This is a genomic window from Agrobacterium vitis (assembly GCF_013426735.1).
Taxonomy (GTDB): domain Bacteria; phylum Pseudomonadota; class Alphaproteobacteria; order Rhizobiales; family Rhizobiaceae; genus Allorhizobium; species Allorhizobium vitis_D.
Window position 1 is genome coordinate 100710 of record NZ_AP023272.1, and the last position, 16258, is coordinate 116967.

At 59.0% G+C, this 16258-nt stretch carries 15 protein-coding genes; 8 read left to right on the top strand and 7 right to left on the bottom strand.

Annotated features, from left to right (window positions below; all coding sequences use genetic code 11):
* Nucleotides 1-14: 14 nt before the first annotated feature.
* A complete protein-coding gene (locus H1Y61_RS00505) occupies nt 15-668 on the bottom strand; it encodes a TetR/AcrR family transcriptional regulator (protein ID WP_180573402.1) in 654 nt (217 codons plus the stop codon).
* 195 nt (nt 669-863) lie between these two features.
* Between H1Y61_RS00505 and H1Y61_RS00510 the strand changes: the two genes are divergently transcribed.
* Together H1Y61_RS00510 and H1Y61_RS00515 are read left to right on the top strand one after the other, a co-directional pair.
* Nucleotides 864-1034 (top strand): hypothetical protein, encoded by a 171-nt coding sequence (locus tag H1Y61_RS00510; protein WP_180573403.1) that lies wholly within the window; start codon nt 864-866, stop codon nt 1032-1034.
* Between the two features lie 84 nt (nt 1035-1118).
* Nucleotides 1119-2234, top strand: a complete 1116-nt coding sequence (locus H1Y61_RS00515; RefSeq protein ID WP_235680796.1) for a lipocalin-like domain-containing protein — start codon at nt 1119-1121, stop codon at nt 2232-2234.
* A gap of 39 nt (nt 2235-2273) precedes the next feature.
* Here H1Y61_RS00515 and H1Y61_RS00520 read toward each other — a convergent pair whose 3' ends face one another.
* Nucleotides 2274-3158, bottom strand: a complete 885-nt coding sequence (locus tag H1Y61_RS00520) for a LysR family transcriptional regulator (RefSeq protein WP_180573405.1) — start codon at nt 3156-3158, stop codon at nt 2274-2276.
* A gap of 109 nt (nt 3159-3267) precedes the next feature.
* Here H1Y61_RS00520 and H1Y61_RS00525 point away from each other — a divergent pair, with 109 nt between their 5' ends.
* The 4 genes from H1Y61_RS00525 (at nt 3268) to H1Y61_RS00540 (ending at nt 10278) form a co-directional block, all read left to right on the top strand.
* On the top strand, nt 3268-4839 hold the full coding sequence (locus tag H1Y61_RS00525) for a proton-conducting transporter transmembrane domain-containing protein (protein WP_180573406.1): 1572 nt from the start codon (nt 3268-3270) through the stop codon (nt 4837-4839).
* Nucleotides 4840-4852: 13 nt separating this feature from the next.
* On the top strand, nt 4853-7297 hold the full coding sequence (locus tag H1Y61_RS00530) for a YbcC family protein (protein WP_409363948.1): 2445 nt from the start codon (nt 4853-4855) through the stop codon (nt 7295-7297).
* A 377-nt stretch (nt 7298-7674) separates the two neighbouring features.
* Nucleotides 7675-9174 carry a putative bifunctional diguanylate cyclase/phosphodiesterase gene (locus H1Y61_RS00535; protein ID WP_235680798.1) on the top strand — a complete coding sequence of 500 codons (1500 nt, stop codon included), beginning with the start codon at nt 7675-7677 and terminating at the stop codon, nt 9172-9174.
* Nucleotides 9175-9285: 111 nt separating this feature from the next.
* Nucleotides 9286-10278 (top strand): adenosine kinase, encoded by a 993-nt coding sequence (locus tag H1Y61_RS00540; RefSeq protein WP_180573408.1) that lies wholly within the window; start codon nt 9286-9288, stop codon nt 10276-10278.
* 43 nt (nt 10279-10321) lie between these two features.
* Here the strand turns inward: H1Y61_RS00540 and H1Y61_RS00545 are convergent, their stop codons facing one another.
* On the bottom strand, nt 10322-10861 hold the full coding sequence (locus tag H1Y61_RS00545) for an SH3 domain-containing protein (protein ID WP_156549125.1): 540 nt from the start codon (nt 10859-10861) through the stop codon (nt 10322-10324).
* A 288-nt stretch (nt 10862-11149) separates the two neighbouring features.
* Here H1Y61_RS00545 and H1Y61_RS00550 point away from each other — a divergent pair, with 288 nt between their 5' ends.
* A complete protein-coding gene (locus H1Y61_RS00550; protein WP_070151247.1) occupies nt 11150-12154 on the top strand; it encodes a 2-hydroxyacid dehydrogenase in 1005 nt (334 codons plus the stop codon).
* 79 nt (nt 12155-12233) lie between these two features.
* Here the strand turns inward: H1Y61_RS00550 and H1Y61_RS00555 are convergent, their stop codons facing one another.
* Genes H1Y61_RS00555 through recF form a run of 3 tightly spaced genes read right to left on the bottom strand, consistent with a single transcriptional unit; the run spans nt 12234 to nt 14683 of the window.
* The gene (locus tag H1Y61_RS00555; RefSeq protein WP_180573409.1) at nt 12234-12710 is read right to left on the bottom strand and encodes a GNAT family N-acetyltransferase; all 477 of its coding nucleotides are present in this window, start codon (nt 12708-12710) and stop codon (nt 12234-12236) included.
* 42 nt (nt 12711-12752) lie between these two features.
* Nucleotides 12753-13523, bottom strand: a complete 771-nt coding sequence (locus H1Y61_RS00560; RefSeq protein ID WP_156631268.1) for a molybdopterin-synthase adenylyltransferase MoeB — start codon at nt 13521-13523, stop codon at nt 12753-12755.
* Between the two features lie 35 nt (nt 13524-13558).
* Nucleotides 13559-14683, bottom strand: a complete 1125-nt coding sequence (gene recF, locus H1Y61_RS00565) for a DNA replication/repair protein RecF (RefSeq protein WP_180573410.1) — start codon at nt 14681-14683, stop codon at nt 13559-13561.
* Between the two features lie 162 nt (nt 14684-14845).
* On the opposite strand from recF, the gene H1Y61_RS00570 reads away from it, so the two are divergent.
* The gene (locus H1Y61_RS00570; protein WP_060719307.1) at nt 14846-15070 is read left to right on the top strand and encodes a SlyX family protein; all 225 of its coding nucleotides are present in this window, start codon (nt 14846-14848) and stop codon (nt 15068-15070) included.
* A 41-nt stretch (nt 15071-15111) separates the two neighbouring features.
* Here the strand turns inward: H1Y61_RS00570 and dnaJ are convergent, their stop codons facing one another.
* Complete coding sequence (gene dnaJ / locus H1Y61_RS00575) at nt 15112-16254, bottom strand: molecular chaperone DnaJ (RefSeq protein WP_012654731.1); 1143 nt, start codon at nt 16252-16254, stop codon at nt 15112-15114.
* Between the last annotated feature and the right edge of the window lie 4 nt (nt 16255-16258).

Sequence of the window (16258 nt, forward strand, 5' to 3'; positions counted from 1 at the left end):
CGTGAGCAGCAATTTCAGGCATTGCCGATGTTTGCTTCTGGCTCGCCACTCCCCAGGCGCTGTAGCGCAGGCATCAAAACCGTATCCAGCAGTCGGTTGAGGAAAGCTTCGTCAGCCGGCATGCGCTTCACCACCGCTTGATAGAAAATCATCGTTTGCGCCACGTCGTCGAGCGGCACCGCATCCAGGGCCTGCGCCCGCAATGCTCCCCTTTGCACAGCCCGATCAATGACACCACGCCATCCTTCGTTGCGGATTGCTTCGAGTTTCCTGGAAAGCAGAACTGCTAATTCCGGATCATGGTGCATGGGCAATAGCAGGCCCGCGAGCATACGCGCCCGCTCCGGATTCAGCGCTTCGGCAAGCATTTTCAAAAACGCAAACAGGTCGGCACGCAGAGAACCATGGTCTTCCAAGTGCAATTGCAGCTTTGCGAGATCATCCTCAATCGCCGCAATGATCAGGCTTTTTGCATCTGGATAGCGCCTGTAAATGCTGGTCGCGGGAATACCGGACAGCCGTCCGACCTTGGCCATGGTTACACCCTCAAGACCCGTCTGGCTGAGAAGCTCAAGCGTGACGCGAATAAGCGCATCATCAAGGTTCTTATCGCGCGGCCGGCCCTGCTGCGGTGAATTTGAATCGTCAGAGTTCAACACAATACTCATCTTAAAAGCTTCCCTGTCGATATCGACACGCATCGCAGCGATACGCGCTCTTGATAGAGTCGGCAATTGGGTCTATGAATTTCGCTATAGGTCCATAGCGAAATTGTAAACGATGAACGACATCAATACCTGGTTCCCTCCGCTATCACAAACGGCAAGCAGACGGTCGATCCGGTGGGGAGGTGCCTCACAGCTGTGACGGTAGAGCAGGAAATCGTCTCGCCCACGGAACCGAAATACGAAAGCGTGGCGACGATATTCGGCACCTTCGACGGAGAAACCGTGACCGGCTTCACACACATTGAAATGATGGGAACTGGCGTGGCTGATCCCGTTGGGAACACCGCAGCCCGCGCACGCCCTTAGGGGGTATTTCTCCAAAAGCACAACTATTACCAAGTCTCTGACATGCTGAAGCAGCCTCGACTTGAAAAATTGAAAGATAGCAAAATGAGCGATTTGAACAAAGATTTCCCCCTTCTGTCGCAAAGGGCCCGCAGACGGGCGGTGCTTGGCGGGGGCTTGGCGCTTGGGGCCTTCAGTCTCACAGCGACCTCTGGCTTGGGCGCACCCATCGCCACCGGCACGGCCCGCTCCACATCGGGCACGCCGCTGTTTGTCGATACGGTCAAGGACCTGGCTTCTCATCCCTTGACCGTTCTGGAATCCTGGTATGTCAATGCGGCCTTCGAAAGTCGGGGCAAGAGTGTCGGTTTCGAATGGCATCAAAGCGTCACCCCGCAGGGCAGCATGACCGAGTTCCTGCTGATGAACGGATCTGACGGCATCTGGCGACCGCAAGTCGCTTCAGAACCGGCATCGGATAAAGTTGGCGCTTCAACGACGGAATGCCATGTCTATTCAAGTCTCGGCACGCTGAAAGGGGACCGGTCCCAGTTCCAGCTCAAGCTCGGATCGGGACAGAACTCCGTCGAGGTGGTGCTGACGCCGCAGCGAGAGGAACTCTATAACGGCACAACCGGCCTTCTCCGCTTTCTCGGCTCTGATTCCTATGAGTTTGCCTTCCCCAACATGCAGGCCAAGGGATCGATGACCATTGATGGCGACGTGTTTCCAGTCGATGCGAAATCGGTGTGGTTTGATCGGCAATGGGCCAAGTCGGAAGCCGCCGACCCGCAAGAGCAGGCGAAAAAGGCTAAGCAGATCAATCAATCTCACTGGACGTGGCTGGGACTGACGTTCGGTGCCTCAGACAAATGCGCGATTTCATTCTGGGATGTCATGGAACCCAACCAGCGCTCGACCTTCCTGACCTATTTGCGCGAGGACGGGGTGCAGATGAATGTCGATGCGCAGGTGGAATACGATCGTATCTGGACAAGCAGCGATACCGGGCAGCGTTATCCTGCCGTTGCGCATGTAACCGCGCCAGCAATCAATCTCGACATTGTGCTGACAGCAATGCTTGAACGACCGGAATTTGTCTATCAACCAGGACAAGGGCATAGCGGATGCCAGTCACTCTGCCTGGTGAAGGGCAAAATCGGCGCGAACATCGTCAGCAAGCCGGCTATCCTGGAACTTATTGGCGGTATCGACCTCTGACACAGGCTCCAAGGCGGCGATATCCGGTGCAGACCGCGATCATAACACCCTACCGCTGGCCAACAGTTCGGCCAGCATCGTATTGGGAAAGCGCCGTTTCTGGATGATTGCATAAAAGCTTTCGATGACTTCTGGAATGCGGCAGTGTTCGATGAGCACTCCCGCCTCCAGTTCGTCGCGCACGACGATAGGCGGCACCAGCGTGAGCCCTTCGCGCTCACGTGCCAGAAGGCGAAGCATCGCCATATCATCGACCTCGGCGAGAATGATGGGTCTGATGCCAGCCATTTCGAGAATCCGATCGAAGGCCACGCGGATATCGCTATCGAGGCTGGGCAAGAGCAACGGCTCGGTGCGCAGGTCGTCGGGAAATTTAAAACTCTGCCCACCAGGCCGGGGTCGCCCGACCAGGCTGACCGGCTGCTCGTTCAGCAGATGATTGCGCAGCAGTGAGCGTGCATCACGCGGGGCGGCACTGTTTGCCAGCACCACATCGACGGCATGGGCTTCGAGTTGCGCCAGGAGATCGCGCATATTGCCGGAGCGCACGATCAGTTCCACGTCGGAGCGACCGACCAGCGGGCGCAGGAATTCCAGCTGAAAGTTGCGCGACAGCGTTGTCAGCGCCCCGACCCGCAGCACTTGACGGCTGGCGGTCGGGCGGCCACTGAGCGTGCTCATCAATTCGTCACCGGCCTTGAACACCGTATCGGCATAATCAAGCGCGATCTGTCCGGCCTCTGTCAGCACGAGCTTCTTGCCGACGCGCTCAAACAGCGCATGACCCATCTGATGTTCGAGCTTCTGGATCTGAACCGAAAGCGCCGATTGCGACAGGTTCATGTGTTGAGCGGCCCGTGTCAGGCTGCCTTCATGCGCGACCGCCCAGAAATAGCGGAGATGATTAAAGTTCAGATCTCTCATATCGTTCTTTTAAAACGAACGATATCGACAAAACAATGAATTTTTCTTGGGCTCAGGGCTTGGATAAGAGTGGTCTCCGAAGCGATCCTGCCTGAAGGGAATACGACCCGTGTCCATCCAGTTCCTGCCCTTGCTGGCGCCCCTTGCCCTGCTTGCAAGCGCCGTCATCAGCTTTGCCCAAAAACAGCAAAGGCCCAGATATAGCCCTCGGCTGGCGCAGGCCGCAGCGCTGCTGGCACTTGCAATCGCACTGGCCTCAGTCATCGCGCTGATCCTGCTTGGCCCCGGCAGCAGTCCGTTGATCGGGTTTGCAACAGTGGGTCTATCGGTTCGGCTGGATGCCGTCAGCGCCACCATGCTGGTTCTGGTGACATTCATCGGCTGGGTGGTCACACGCTATGCCGCCACCTATCTGGATGGTGAAGACCGGCAGGGACCATTCACCGGCTGGCTCTGCCTGACCCTCGCCGCGGTGCTGATGCTGGTCACGGCAGGCAATCTGCTGCAACTGGTGCTCGTCTGGATCGCCACCAGCCTGTTTCTTCACAAATTGCTGCTGTTTTACCCGGGGCGGGTGGCGGCACAGCGCGCCGCACGCAAGAAATTCATCACCGCCCGCCTCGGCGATGCAGCACTGGCCGCTGCGGCCGCTTTGCTGGCAATGGCGTATGGAACCGCCGATATCGGTGAAATTCTCAATGCTGCCCGTGCCGGATATGACGCAGGACAGAGCGGAGGCCTTATTGTTGCCGCAGCAAGCCTGCTGGCGCTGGCAGCCGCGGTTAAATCCGCGCAGTTTCCCACCCATGGCTGGCTGACCGAGGTGATGGAAACGCCAACCCCCGTTTCCGCACTTTTGCATGCTGGGGTGATCAACGCCGGTGGCTTTCTGCTGATCCGTTTTGCCGATGTCATGCTGCTTGCCCCCGGCGTGCTGGCAGCGCTGGTCATACTGGGCGGCTTCACGGCCCTGTTCGGCAGTCTGGTGATGCTGACCCAACCAGCGGTCAAAACCTCGCTCGCCTGGTCTACCGTGGCGCAGATGGGCTTCATGATCTTCGAATGCGGCCTGGGGCTGTTTGCGCTGGCCCTGCTACATATCGTGGCGCATTCACTCTACAAAGCCCATTCCTTCCTCGCCTCCGGTGGTGCGGTGGAACGGGTCGCAGCACTCCCCAGGCCCGGCCCGGTGGCCGTGCCCGATGCGGGCGCGGTTGGACGGGCCTTCCTGTCAGCCCTTGCCATTTACTGTGTCGTGGGCTTGTGTTTTGGGCTGGCGCATAAATCGCCACAGGCCATTGCGCTCGGTGCCATCCTGATTTTCGGTGTTGCCTACATGCTCGCCCAGGGCTTTGCCGATGCGGCCCCCAAGGCATTGACCCTGCGCACGGCGGTCTATGCCATCACCACTTCGATCGGCTATTTCGCCCTGCAAATGGCTGCCACCCTGATGACATCGGGGGTCCTGCCCGCCACGCCTGCACCGCAACCGCTGGAATGGGCGCTGATCGTGCTGGCCGTCGTCAGTTTCGGACTGGTCGCCGTCGTGCAGGCGATGTTCCCGCTCTGGGCCTATCATCCGGCAGCGGCGGGCCTGCGCGTCCATCTTTCCAACGGCTTCTACGTCAATGCCATCTTCGACCGCCTGGTCGGCGGCTGGTCGATCCGCAGCCTGTCTTGATGAAATCGGAGTTTTGATCATGTTGCATAGCCCTATCCCAATCAAAGCCGATCCAATGATCTTCGAGGCGGCGGCAGACCGTGCCGCACGGGCCATTCCCCCCGTCTGGCCACTGATGTCGAGTGTCGCCGTCAATCCTTTTCTGGGGCAGGCTGGCGAAACCCTTGCGAAGGCAGGTGCCCGGCTGGCGCGGGTGGCGGGCATCGCCATCACCATGCCGCGCCACTGGTACCAGCAGAAAATTGACACGGGTGAGATTTCCGATGCGGATCTGCTCGCGGCCTTGGCCTGCGCGCCTGCCGATCCGCGGCCAACCGATCTTGCCGCCCTGAAGGCCGCCGCCGCTCTCAACCCGCCAAGACCACAGGCACTGGCCTCGGTGGCGGATCTGGCGGCGCAGGCCTCAGGGGTGGATTGGCCGGGCCTGACCGCTGAGCGGCTTGGCGCATGGATGGCGGGCTATTTCGATGAGGGACAGGCGCTCTGGGCAGCGCCGCGTGGCAAGAGCGCCTATGGTGCCTGGCGGGCCGTGGCAACCCATGACCTGACGCCGGAAATCGCCGGTCTGCGCGGTTTTGCGCGGCATGTCTCGGACGCGCCGGAAACAGCAATGGCGGTTATCGCCCGTGTTTGCATCCGTCTCGGCCTGCCTGCCGAGGCGCTGGAGACCTATTTTCACCAGATGCTGATGTCACTGGGCGGTTGGGGGCAATATGCACGCTACAAACTCTGGCAGGCGGAACTGGCCGGTGGATCCGACCAAACGATCACGGACCTTCTGGCAATCCGCCTGATCTGGGAAGAGGCGCTGTTTCTGCGCTATGGCGACCAAATCGGCGAAGCCTGGGCGCATGTGCGGGTTGCCCATGCGGCACCGGTCGTGGCGACGCCCGATCTGATGATCGACGCCATCCTTCAGGACGCAGCCGAACGCGCAGCACACCGGGAACTGGCGCGGACTCTGATACAGGCGCAGGCAAAAACCGCCCCGCAGATCCACGAGACCCGGCCTCTGGTTCAGGCCGCCTTCTGTATCGATGTGCGCTCCGAAGTGTTTCGCCGTGCGCTTGAGAGCCTCAACCCACAGATCCAGACGCTCGGCTTTGCAGGCTTTTTCGGTCTGGCCGCGTCGCATCGCCGTTTCGCCTCCGATGTCGCGGAATCGCGGTTTCCGGTTCTGCTCAATCCTGCACTCAAATCCCGCGCTGGCGGGCCTTACAGGGCCGAGGATGCCGAGCCGCAGCGGGTCAAGGCGCGGGCAAAGCGGGCCTGGGGCCGGTTCAAGCTGGCGGCTGTCTCTTCCTTCGCTTTCGTCGAGGCGACGGGGCCGATCTATGTCGGCAAGCTGCTGAGTGATGCACTCGGCCTCCCCCACGCTTCAGCCCCAAATGACCCCGCACCGCAACTCGATCCGGCGCTCGATCTGGCGAGCCGGGTCAAGGCAGCCGGTGCGGTGCTGCGCGCCATGTCGCTGACCACAGGCTTTGCACGGCTGGTGCTTCTGGCGGGACATGGTGCCAATACTGTCAACAATCCCCATGCCAGCGGCCTGCATTGCGGTGCCTGCGGCGGCTATTCAGGCGAGGTCAATGCCCGCCTGCTGGCGGCCTTGCTGAATGACCCTGAGGTCCGGGCCGGACTGACCGAGATCGGTATCGAGATCCCGCAGGATACACTGTTTCTGGCGGCCCTGCATGATACGACCACCGACCGGGTGACGCTCTATGCGGATGATCATCCCTGCCAAACCCATGAGGCCGATATCACACAGGCCAGAACCTGGCTTGCCGATGCAGGCAAGCTTGCAAGGGGCGAGCGCGCGCTTCGCCTGCCGCGCGCGGCAGATGAGGCCTCCCTCTCAAAACGCAGCCGCGACTGGTCAGAGACCCGGCCCGAATGGGCGCTGGCCGGCTGTAAGACCTTTATCGCCGCTCCCAGATCACGCACCGCCACTAAAAACCTCGAAGGACGAGCCTTCCTGCATGATTATGACTGGAAACAGGACAAGGACTTCAGCACGCTGGAATTGATCCTGACCGCCCCGGTCATCGTTGCGAGCTGGATCAGCCTGCAATATTACGGCTCGACCGTGGCACCTGAGGCTTTCGGTGGTGGCAACAAGCTCCTGCACAATGTGACGGGTGGCATCGGCGTGGTGGAAGGCAATGGCGGGCTTTTGCGGGCCGGTCTTCCCTGGCAATCGGTCCATGACGGGCAGAACTATATGCACGAACCGCTGCGTCTATCGGTCTGCCTTGAGGCGCCCGTCAAGGCGATCACCGAGATTCTGGACCGCCATGAAGGGGTGCGCACCCTGTTTGACAATGGCTGGCTACATCTTTTTACCCTCAACGAGGAGGGCAGCATGGCCTGGCGATACAATGGCGGTCTGCAATGGGTGCCGATGGATGACACAGAGGACGCCGAACAGAGGCCAAAGTTCAAGGTTGCCGTGTAATCGGGATTGGCGGCTAGAGTCTGTCAGGTTCAGATTGAACCAGACAGACTCTAGATTCTTTTGTTTTCGTTTGTCTTTTCGGGAAAACCGGGTTCCACTTTTCCCTGACAAACTCTAAAACAGGAATCCAATGAGCGCGGTCTGGGGTGGGCATCCCGTCTGCGATGATCCTAATTTGGCGTCACATCTATGCCCATCACATCTGCGTATTTCCTATTTAAGCAATATTTTTAACGGCTATTTCACAGTGATTGTGCTTTCGTCATGACTGGCAAACGGGGTTGATCGTGGCCGGGGAGATCGACAGCGTGAAGATGGCATCTATATTTCGGAGCAAACCAATAAAAGACGGCGCTATATTGCTGAGCGTCGGGGCTGTGATATGGCCAATTGCCATCCGTTTTGACTTCCATGAGCATCTCGATGCCTTCCTGCATCGCAATGAAGCCTTACAGCTCGACGAGCTTTTCAATGTCGTCGCTATTACCGGTCTGCTCAGCCTGATTTTCGCGGCCAGACGCATCGGCGAGCTGAAGGCCGAAATCCGGTTGAGAAACACTGCCGAAGACAATATGGACTGGCTGGCGCATCACGACCCCCTGACAGGCCTTCCCAATCGGCGAGCCCTGTCAGAGCGGCAGGCGGAGATGGAAGCCCTGCAGGATGGACGCCATTGGGTGATCTATTCTATCGATCTTGACGGATTCAAGAAGGTTAACGACCTCGTGGGCCATCAGGGCGGCGACCTGCTTTTGCGGGAAGTGGCGCAGCGCTTAACGCATGCCTTGCCCAATGCCGATGTCTACCGGATGGGCGGCGATGAATTCCTGCTGGTCAGCCCTCGCCCGGCCAATATGGATTATCGCCATGCTGGCCAGCATATCGTCAGGCTTCTGTGCACCCCTTACGATATTGGCGGCATGACCAGTGAAATCGGTGCCAGTGTTGGTTTTGCGCTGTTTCCGGAAGACAGCGACGACTTCAAGGATGCCACGCACTGCGCCGATGTGGCGATGTATGTCGCCAAGAAAGCCGGGCAGAACAGCGTCTATGGCTTCGAGCGAATCATGGAAGATCGGGTCATGCGGCGGGCCGAAACCGAAATGGCGCTGAAGCGTGCGATCCGTGACAACCTGATCGTTCCCTATTATCAACCTTTGATCGACCTCAAGTCCGGTGAATTGCGTGGATTCGAGGCTTTGGCGCGGTGGAAGACCGGCCCTAACCATTATGTTCCCCCCAGTGATTTCATCGAATTGGCGGAAACCGCCGGGCTGATCGTCGAGCTGTCGGATAGTCTGCTTCGCAAGGCGTGCCTTGACGCGTTGCAATGGCCCGACACGGTACGGCTTGCCTTCAACATCTCACCAACGCAGTTCATCGACCGGCAGTTGAGCCTGCGGATCATGTCGATCCTGATGGAGACAGGATTTCCGCCCAACCGGCTGGAGATCGAGATCACCGAGACGGCGCTGGTGCATGATATCGAACTGGCAACCCAGATCCTGGCCGACCTCCGGCAGAGCGGCATCCGGATTGCCTTGGACGATTTTGGCACGGGCTATTCCAGCCTGTCGCAATTGTCGAAATTCACCTTCGACAAGATCAAGATCGACCGGAGTTTTGTCATGAGCTACGATGTTGACAAAAAACAGGAAGATATCATGCGCGCCATTCTGGGCCTCGGCCAGGGTCTTGGTATTGCCACTACCGCCGAGGGTATCGAGGATGAGAACCAGTTGGCATTTCTGAAAAGCATCGGCTGCGATTTCGGCCAGGGCTTTTTGTTCAGCAAGGCGCTGCCAGCAGAAGAGGCGCTCTCATTAACGACCAGGGATGCCACAATAAAGCCCGACGCGGCAACCGCGGCGCGATAGAAACTGAGCTCGATAGCCGGCGGGGCCATTCAGGCCGACAATTTTATCTTTCCTGAACGCCAAAATTCGCTAAGAGCTTATCGTAATATCAATGGACGGATTCAGCCTCCCATGACGCAATTTGACGTGCTCACCATCGGCAACGCTATGGTTGACATCATTTCCCACTGTGAGGATCAATTCCTGGAAGAAAACGGCATCGTGAAAGGCGCCATGAACCTCATCGATGCGGAACGCGCCACACGGCTTTACAGCCTGATGGGGCCAGCCATCGAGGCCTCCGGCGGCAGTGCGGGCAATACGGCAGCAGGCATTGCGAGTTTCGGCGGTAAGGCTGCTTATTTCGGCAAGGTCGCCGAAGACCAGCTCGGCACGATTTTCGCCCATGACATTCGCGCCCAGGGCGTTCATTACCAGACCACGGCCAAGGGCCAGCATCCGCCAACCGCTCGCTGCATGATTTTCGTCACCGAAGACGGCGAGCGCTCGATGAACACCTATCTCGGCGCCTGCGTGGAGTTTGGTCCTGAAGACGTCGAGCCGGAGGTGGTGAAACAGGCCAAGGTCACCTATTTCGAAGGCTATCTGTGGGACCCACCACGTGCCAAGCAGGCGATCGTCGATTGCGCCCGCATTGCCCATGAGCATGGACGGGAAATGTCGATGACCCTGTCCGACAGTTTCTGCGTGCATCGCTACCGTGCCGAGTTCCTCGACCTGATGCGCTCAGGCACCGTCGATATCGTGTTTGCCAATCGGCAGGAAGCACTCGCCCTCTATGAGACAGAGGATTTCGACGCGGCACTGGACCAGATCGCCAAGGATTGCAAACTGGCCGCCGTGACCATGAGCGAAGAGGGAGCGATGATCATCCGCGGCAGCGAGCGCATCCATGTACCTGCCACCACCATCGCCGAACTGGTGGACACGACCGGTGCCGGCGATCTGTTCGCCTCCGGTTTTCTCTACGGCTATACGCAGGGGCGATCTCTGGAAGAGTGTGGCAAGCTCGGTTGCCTGGCAGCCGGTCTGGTCATCCAGCAGATGGGACCGCGACCGCTGGCCTCGCTGCAAGAAGCAGCCGCCGAAGCAGGGCTTATTTAAAAGGCCCGATTATGGGAAGCCTTCCGTTATCTAGAGGCTCCCCTTATTTGAAGGCTTCGCCGGGATAAGCGCCCCAGATTTCACCCTGGGCAACCCATCCTTTGGTGCCGTCCACTTCGGCGCGGCACCAATTGCCATTGCATTCCAGCAGCTTTATCAGCACGCCGGGTTGAAGCTTGGCGACCACGCCCGCCCCGGCCTGCCCGTCGCGCCGCATATTGACATAGATATCGTCGCCCTTGCCTTTCATCCACGGGGCTGCAAGCGCGCTGCGCTCACCGGACAGCAATGTCTGGTTCACCCAGCCCTCAGTGCCATCAGCGTCGCGAATGCGCCGCCAATTGTCATATTCCTGAATGATTTCAACCGGCAAACCTGCACGCGTATACATCCAGGACGTGGCATAATCCGTGCTGGGACCGATACGCAGATTGACCCGCGCCGATTTCAACGTCACGAAACGCGGCAGCGGCAGGCCGCTCATGCCCTTGGTTGGACCTTGCGCGACGGCGGCGCCTGCCCATATGACACAGAGAGCGGCGATGAAAGGAATGAGACAGGAGCGTTTGAACCCGTTGGGCATGGCATTTCCGTTGATCGATCGATAAAACGAAACCCGAAGCCCCCGCCAGCGGTTCCGTCGCTTGTATGTGATCCTTGACGGCGAAGATATAATTGTCTTCCCGAACAGGTTTGATAGAAATAAACCGGACTGCGCAATATCTCTCTCGACCATAATGGCTCGAGAATAATAGTGCGGAGCTGGCGAAACCTCTTGAAGCATCCGTCCCGCGCCAGCGACGCGCGACGACTGGCCGGAATCATCGCCTGTGTTGGTTAAGGACCTGTTTACAAAGCATCGAAAGTCTTCATGACCCAGCGGAAAAAGACCAAGGTTTACATCACGCGCAAACTGCCGGACGCAGTGGAAACCCGCATGCGGGAATTGTTCGAGGCAGAGTTGAACATTGACGACACGCCGCGCAGCCGGGACGCCCTGATGGAAGCGGTGAAAACCTGTGATGTTCTGGTACCGACCGTGACCGACCGGATCGATGCCGGACTGATCGAGGCGGCTGGCCCGCAACTGAAACTGATTGCCAGTTTTTCCAACGGCACCGACCATATCGATGTCGATGCCGCGGCCCGCAAGGGCATTACCGTGACCAATACGCCGAATGTGCTGAGCGAAGATACCGCCGACATGACCATGGCGCTGATTCTCGCCGGTCCGCGGCGCCTGGCGGAAGGCTCGCGCATTCTGACCGACCAGCCCGGCGAATGGGCCGGATGGTCGCCGACCTGGATGCTGGGACGGCGGATCTGGGGCAAGCGGATCGGCATTGTCGGCATGGGCCGGATCGGCACCGCGGTCGCCCGGCGCGCCAAGGCTTTCGGCCTCGCCATCCACTATCACAACCGCAAACGGGTCAGCCCGCAGACGGAAGATGAGCTGGAGGCAACCTATTGGGACAGTTTGGACCAGATGCTGGCGCGGGTCGACATCGTCTCGGTCAATTGTCCATCCACACCGGCCACCTATCATCTTCTCTCGGCGCGACGCTTGGCGCTGATGCAGCCGACCAGCTATATCGTCAATACCGCACGCGGCGGCATTATCGATGAGAGCGCCCTCATTCAATGCATCCGTGACGGCAAGATCGCGGGCGCCGGTCTGGATGTGTTCGAGAATGAACCGGCGGTCAATCCGAAGCTGTTGAAGCTGGCGGAAGACGGCAAGGTCGTGTTGCTGCCGCATATGGGATCAGCAACCATTGAGGGCCGGATCGATATGGGGGACAAGGTGATCATCAATATCCGCACCTATTTCGATGGCCACAGGCCACCGAACCGGGTTTTGCCGGGGCGCGACTGATCACAGATACTTTCATAAAAGGCTTGAGATAGTCGAAACCGAAATACGAACAGCCATTTTCAATGGCTATTCGCATCAATCAGGCGAGTGGCTTTTCCATCAGCACGAACGTTGCCCGGTCATAACCGGGATGGCTTTTTTCCCCGACAACATGGAAGCCCCATTTTTCGAAGCGCTTGTGATTGTTATCAAGCTCGATACGGGTTTCCAATTGCAAGTGCCTGACACCACAGGCATGAGCAACACCTTCTGCCGCTTTCAGCATGGCGCGGCCAATCCCTTGCCCTTGAAGGCCCGGAAGAACGGCGACCTTGCCGACATAGAGCCTGTCTGCCTCGCTCTGGCGGCAGAACAGACAGCCGACCAGCTTGCCGTCGATCAGCGCGGCATAACCGATTTCCTCATGCGCCTTGGCTTTCAGGGCTTCCGCCGTCAGCTTCAACGCCGAAGACGGCGGATCGATCAGCGGATGCATGTAGTCGAAAGCTTCCAGCACCAGGGCCAGAAGATCATCCCAATTTTCAAAATGCTCGTCGATCTGAATGATCTCGACCATGGTCAGCCTTTCCTGTTCCTGTCATCGCTCTGGCCTGTTTTGTCATGGCGCGGACCTGTTGCTGTCACGACGCCGGTAGCGCACCGTGTCGAACCGAGCGGACAGGGCATCATACATTAGCAGACGTCCTACTAACGGTTCCCCAATGCCGGTAATAAGTTTGATCGCTTCCATGGCCATCAAGGTGCCGATCACTCCGGTCAGCGCACCGATAATGCCGGTCTCGGCGCAGGTGGGAATGAGACCGGCAGGCGGCTTTTCCGGAAAAAGATCGCGGTAACCAGGATAGAGCACCCCATCCGGCCCGGTCTCATAGGGTTTCAGCACTGTCAGCGAGCCTTCAAAACGCCCCACGGCACCCGTCACCAATGGGCGGCAATGCTGTTGTCCGGCATCGGCGGCAGCATAGCGGCTGTCGAAATTGTCCGAACCGTCGATCAGCAGATCGAACCCGGGCAGATGCGTTGCCGCGAAATCCGCATCGAAGCGCTGCTCGAACCGCATCACGCGCACATGTGGATTGAGCCTGGCAATGGCCTTTGCCGCGCTTTCCGTCTTCAGATCGTTCAGTGTGCCGCTGTCATGAATGACCTGCCGTTGCAGGTTGGAGAGCGAGACGTGGTCGTCATCGGCAATACCCAGCGTGCCGATACCGGCTGCGGCCAGATATTGCAGCACGGGCGCGCCAAGTCCGCCTGCGCCGATCACCAGCACCCGGGCGGCTTTCAGCTTCTGCTGGCCTGCCCCGCCGATTTCCGGCAACAGGATGTGGCGTTGATAACGCTGGATTTCTTCGGGTGAAAGCGGCTCCATGGCCTGTTGTCGCATGTCTTTGGCTTTCCGAATAGTCACAATGACAGATGGCCGTCATCCACTGTGACGAATTGTGCCCGGTCACCCAGACTTGCAAACATCTGCGCATCGGTGCCGGTCATGAAGGCCTGGCCGCCGAGCACGTCGATCCGGTCGAACAGGGCAGCGCGACGGCCCTCGTCGAGATGGGCGGCAATTTCATCCAATAGCAGGATTGGCGCAAAGCCGGTCATCGTCGCCACCAGTTCGGCATGGGCAAGGATCAGGCCGATCAGCAGAGCCTTCTGCTCGCCGGTCGAACAGCGCTCAGCTTCCATGTCCTTTTCCCGGTGACGGACCAGAAGATCGCTGCGATGCGGCCCCTCCAGCGTGCGGCCTGCCGCTGCATCCCTGCCCCTGGAACCGGCCAGACTGTCGCGATAGGTGTCTTCGAGATCGATAGCCACCGTGCCTGCATGGTCATCCATGAAGCCCGACAGCATCAGTTCTGCCCCAGGAAACGTTTCAGGCTCCCGTCGCTGCTCGATAAGGGCGGCCAGCAACCGCATCATTTCCTGCCGGGCGAGCGCCATGGCAATGCCGAGCGCCGCCATCTGCTGCTCGATCCCGGCAAGCCAGCTGGCATCAAAACGGCCTTCGGAGAGCAGTTTGTTGCGGCTGCGCATGGCGCGCTCGAAGTCGCTGGCGCGACGGCCATGCTGCGGGTCAATCGACAGGACCAGCCGATCCAGAAACCGGCGCCGCTCGGAAGAGGAGCCGGTAAAGAGACCGTCCATGGCGGGCGTCAGCCACAGGACGCGCAGATGATCGGTCAATTCATCGACGGAGCGCACCGAAGCGCCATTGATGCGCAGACGCCGCACCGCCGTCTCGTCCAGAACCTCCGAGCCGGTGCCAAGTTCCACGTCTCCGGCCATGCCCTCCAGGCTGGCGAAAATTGAAAATCCACCTGCCGCACCGGCCCGCGCCACATCGGACAGCACCGCCCGACGCAAACCGCGCCCCGGCGACAGAAAGGAAACCGCTTCCATTAAATTGGTCTTGCCGGAACCATTATTGCCAGTCAGCACCACATGGCGGCCATTGAGCCGCAAGGAGGCGGAGCCGTAATTGCGGAAATCTGTCAGCTGCAGCCGGTTGATGAAGGTTTTTTCAGCCATGCATTCCCATATCAAATCGTCTCACGGGACAAAGCTGTAGTGTCATATGTAAGACACGAAAAAAGCTGTATCATTTTATTGTCCGCATCAAGCCCAAAGCAATTCCGTTTCAGGCAATTATGCAGTAGCTCATCCTGACGAAGACAATGGCAGGAGTACAGCATGGCTAGCGCGAAAGACACCGACGCAGAAGACCGCCTGATCCGGCTTGAGGAAACGGTTGCCTATCAGGCCAAGACCATCGAAGAGCTTTCGGATCAGTTGACCGAGCAGTGGAAAGTGGTGGAGCAGACGCGGGCCAAACTTGATCGGCTGACGGAACGGTTTCTCAGTCTCGAAGAGCAAGCAGCGGACAGTGTACCGATCACCAAGCCACCGCATTATTGACCATGGAAAAGGCCGATGCGAAGCGCACCGGCCTTTTTTCATCAACCCTCGAAGAACTCTTTCATCCGGGCGAAAAATCCAGTCGATTCCGGATTGTTCTCCTTGGACGAGATCTGGTCGAATTCCTGCAGCAACTCGCGTTGACGCTTGGTCAGCTTCTGCGGCGTCTCGATCTGGATCTGGATGTAGAGATCACCCATCTGCGCCGAGCGCAGCACCGGCATGCCTTTGCCCTTCAAACGGAACTGCTTGCCGGGTTGCGTACCCTCAGGCACGGTGACGCGCGACTTGGTTCCATCCAGCGTGGTCACATCGAACGTGCCACCCAGTGCTGCCGTGGTCATCGAGATCGGCACGGAGCAGTAGAGATCGGCACCTTCGCGCTGGAAGAACTGGTGCGGCTTGACCGACAGGAAAATATAGAGATCGCCTGACGGCCCGCCTCGCAGGCCCGCTTCGCCCTCGCCCTGAAGACGAATGCGTGTCCCATCTTCGATGCCGGACGGAATGGAAACGGACAGTTGACGCTCTTCCGTGACGCGGCCCTGGCCGTGGCATTTGCCGCAGGGATCGCTGATCGTCTGGCCCCGGCCTTGACAGGTCGGGCAGGTCCGTTCAATGGAAAAGAAGCCCTGGGCAGCCCGCACCCGACCAGACCCCTGGCAGGTGGCGCAGGTGGTCGGCTTGGTGCCGGGCTTGGCGCCCGAACCGGAACAGACTTCGCAGGTAATCGAGGTCGGAACCCGGATCTGCGCCGTCTTGCCGGTAAAGGCTTCCTCCAGCGAAATTTCCATATTGTAGCGCAGGTCGGCACCACGTTCACGGCCGCCAGTGGAGCGTCCACGCGCATTGCCGCCACGACCGCCGCCCATCATCTCGCCAAAGATGTCCTCGAAAATATCCGAGAAACCACCGCCGGCAAAACCACCGCCGCCGCCAGCGCTGCCCATGCCACCCTGCTCAAAGGCAGCGTGGCCGAAACGGTCATAAGCGGCCCGTTTTTGTGGGTCCTTCAGCGTTTCATAGGCCTCGTTAATTTCCTTGAACTTCCGCTCGGATTCGGCATCACCAGGATTCTTGTCCGGGTGAAACTTCATCGCCAGCTTTCGGAAGGCGCTTTTCAGCTCTTTTTCATCTGCGGTTTTGGAGACACCGAGGGTCTCGTAGAAATCTGCTTTTGCCATCGTC

What these genes read in the sequence shown, in the direction of transcription:
- H1Y61_RS00560 (WP_156631268.1), bottom strand. Translation starts at nt 13,523, where the DNA reads ATGGAGCCGCTTTCACCCGAAGAAATCCAGCGTTATCAACGCCACATC.
- H1Y61_RS00555 (WP_180573409.1), bottom strand. Translation starts at nt 12,710, where the DNA reads ATGGTCGAGATCATTCAGATCGACGAGCATTTTGAAAATTGGGATGAT.
- H1Y61_RS00515 (WP_235680796.1), top strand. Translation starts at nt 1,119, where the DNA reads ATGAGCGATTTGAACAAAGATTTCCCCCTTCTGTCGCAAAGGGCCCGC.
- H1Y61_RS00545 (WP_156549125.1), bottom strand. Translation starts at nt 10,861, where the DNA reads ATGCCCAACGGGTTCAAACGCTCCTGTCTCATTCCTTTCATCGCCGCT.
- dnaJ (WP_012654731.1), bottom strand. Translation starts at nt 16,254, where the DNA reads ATGGCAAAAGCAGATTTCTACGAGACCCTCGGTGTCTCCAAAACCGCA.
- recF (WP_180573410.1), bottom strand. Translation starts at nt 14,683, where the DNA reads ATGGCTGAAAAAACCTTCATCAACCGGCTGCAGCTGACAGATTTCCGC.
- H1Y61_RS00540 (WP_180573408.1), top strand. Translation starts at nt 9,286, where the DNA reads ATGACGCAATTTGACGTGCTCACCATCGGCAACGCTATGGTTGACATC.
- H1Y61_RS00550 (WP_070151247.1), top strand. Translation starts at nt 11,150, where the DNA reads ATGACCCAGCGGAAAAAGACCAAGGTTTACATCACGCGCAAACTGCCG.
- H1Y61_RS00505 (WP_180573402.1), bottom strand. Translation starts at nt 668, where the DNA reads ATGAGTATTGTGTTGAACTCTGACGATTCAAATTCACCGCAGCAGGGC.
- H1Y61_RS00570 (WP_060719307.1), top strand. Translation starts at nt 14,846, where the DNA reads ATGGCTAGCGCGAAAGACACCGACGCAGAAGACCGCCTGATCCGGCTT.
- H1Y61_RS00520 (WP_180573405.1), bottom strand. Translation starts at nt 3,158, where the DNA reads ATGAGAGATCTGAACTTTAATCATCTCCGCTATTTCTGGGCGGTCGCG.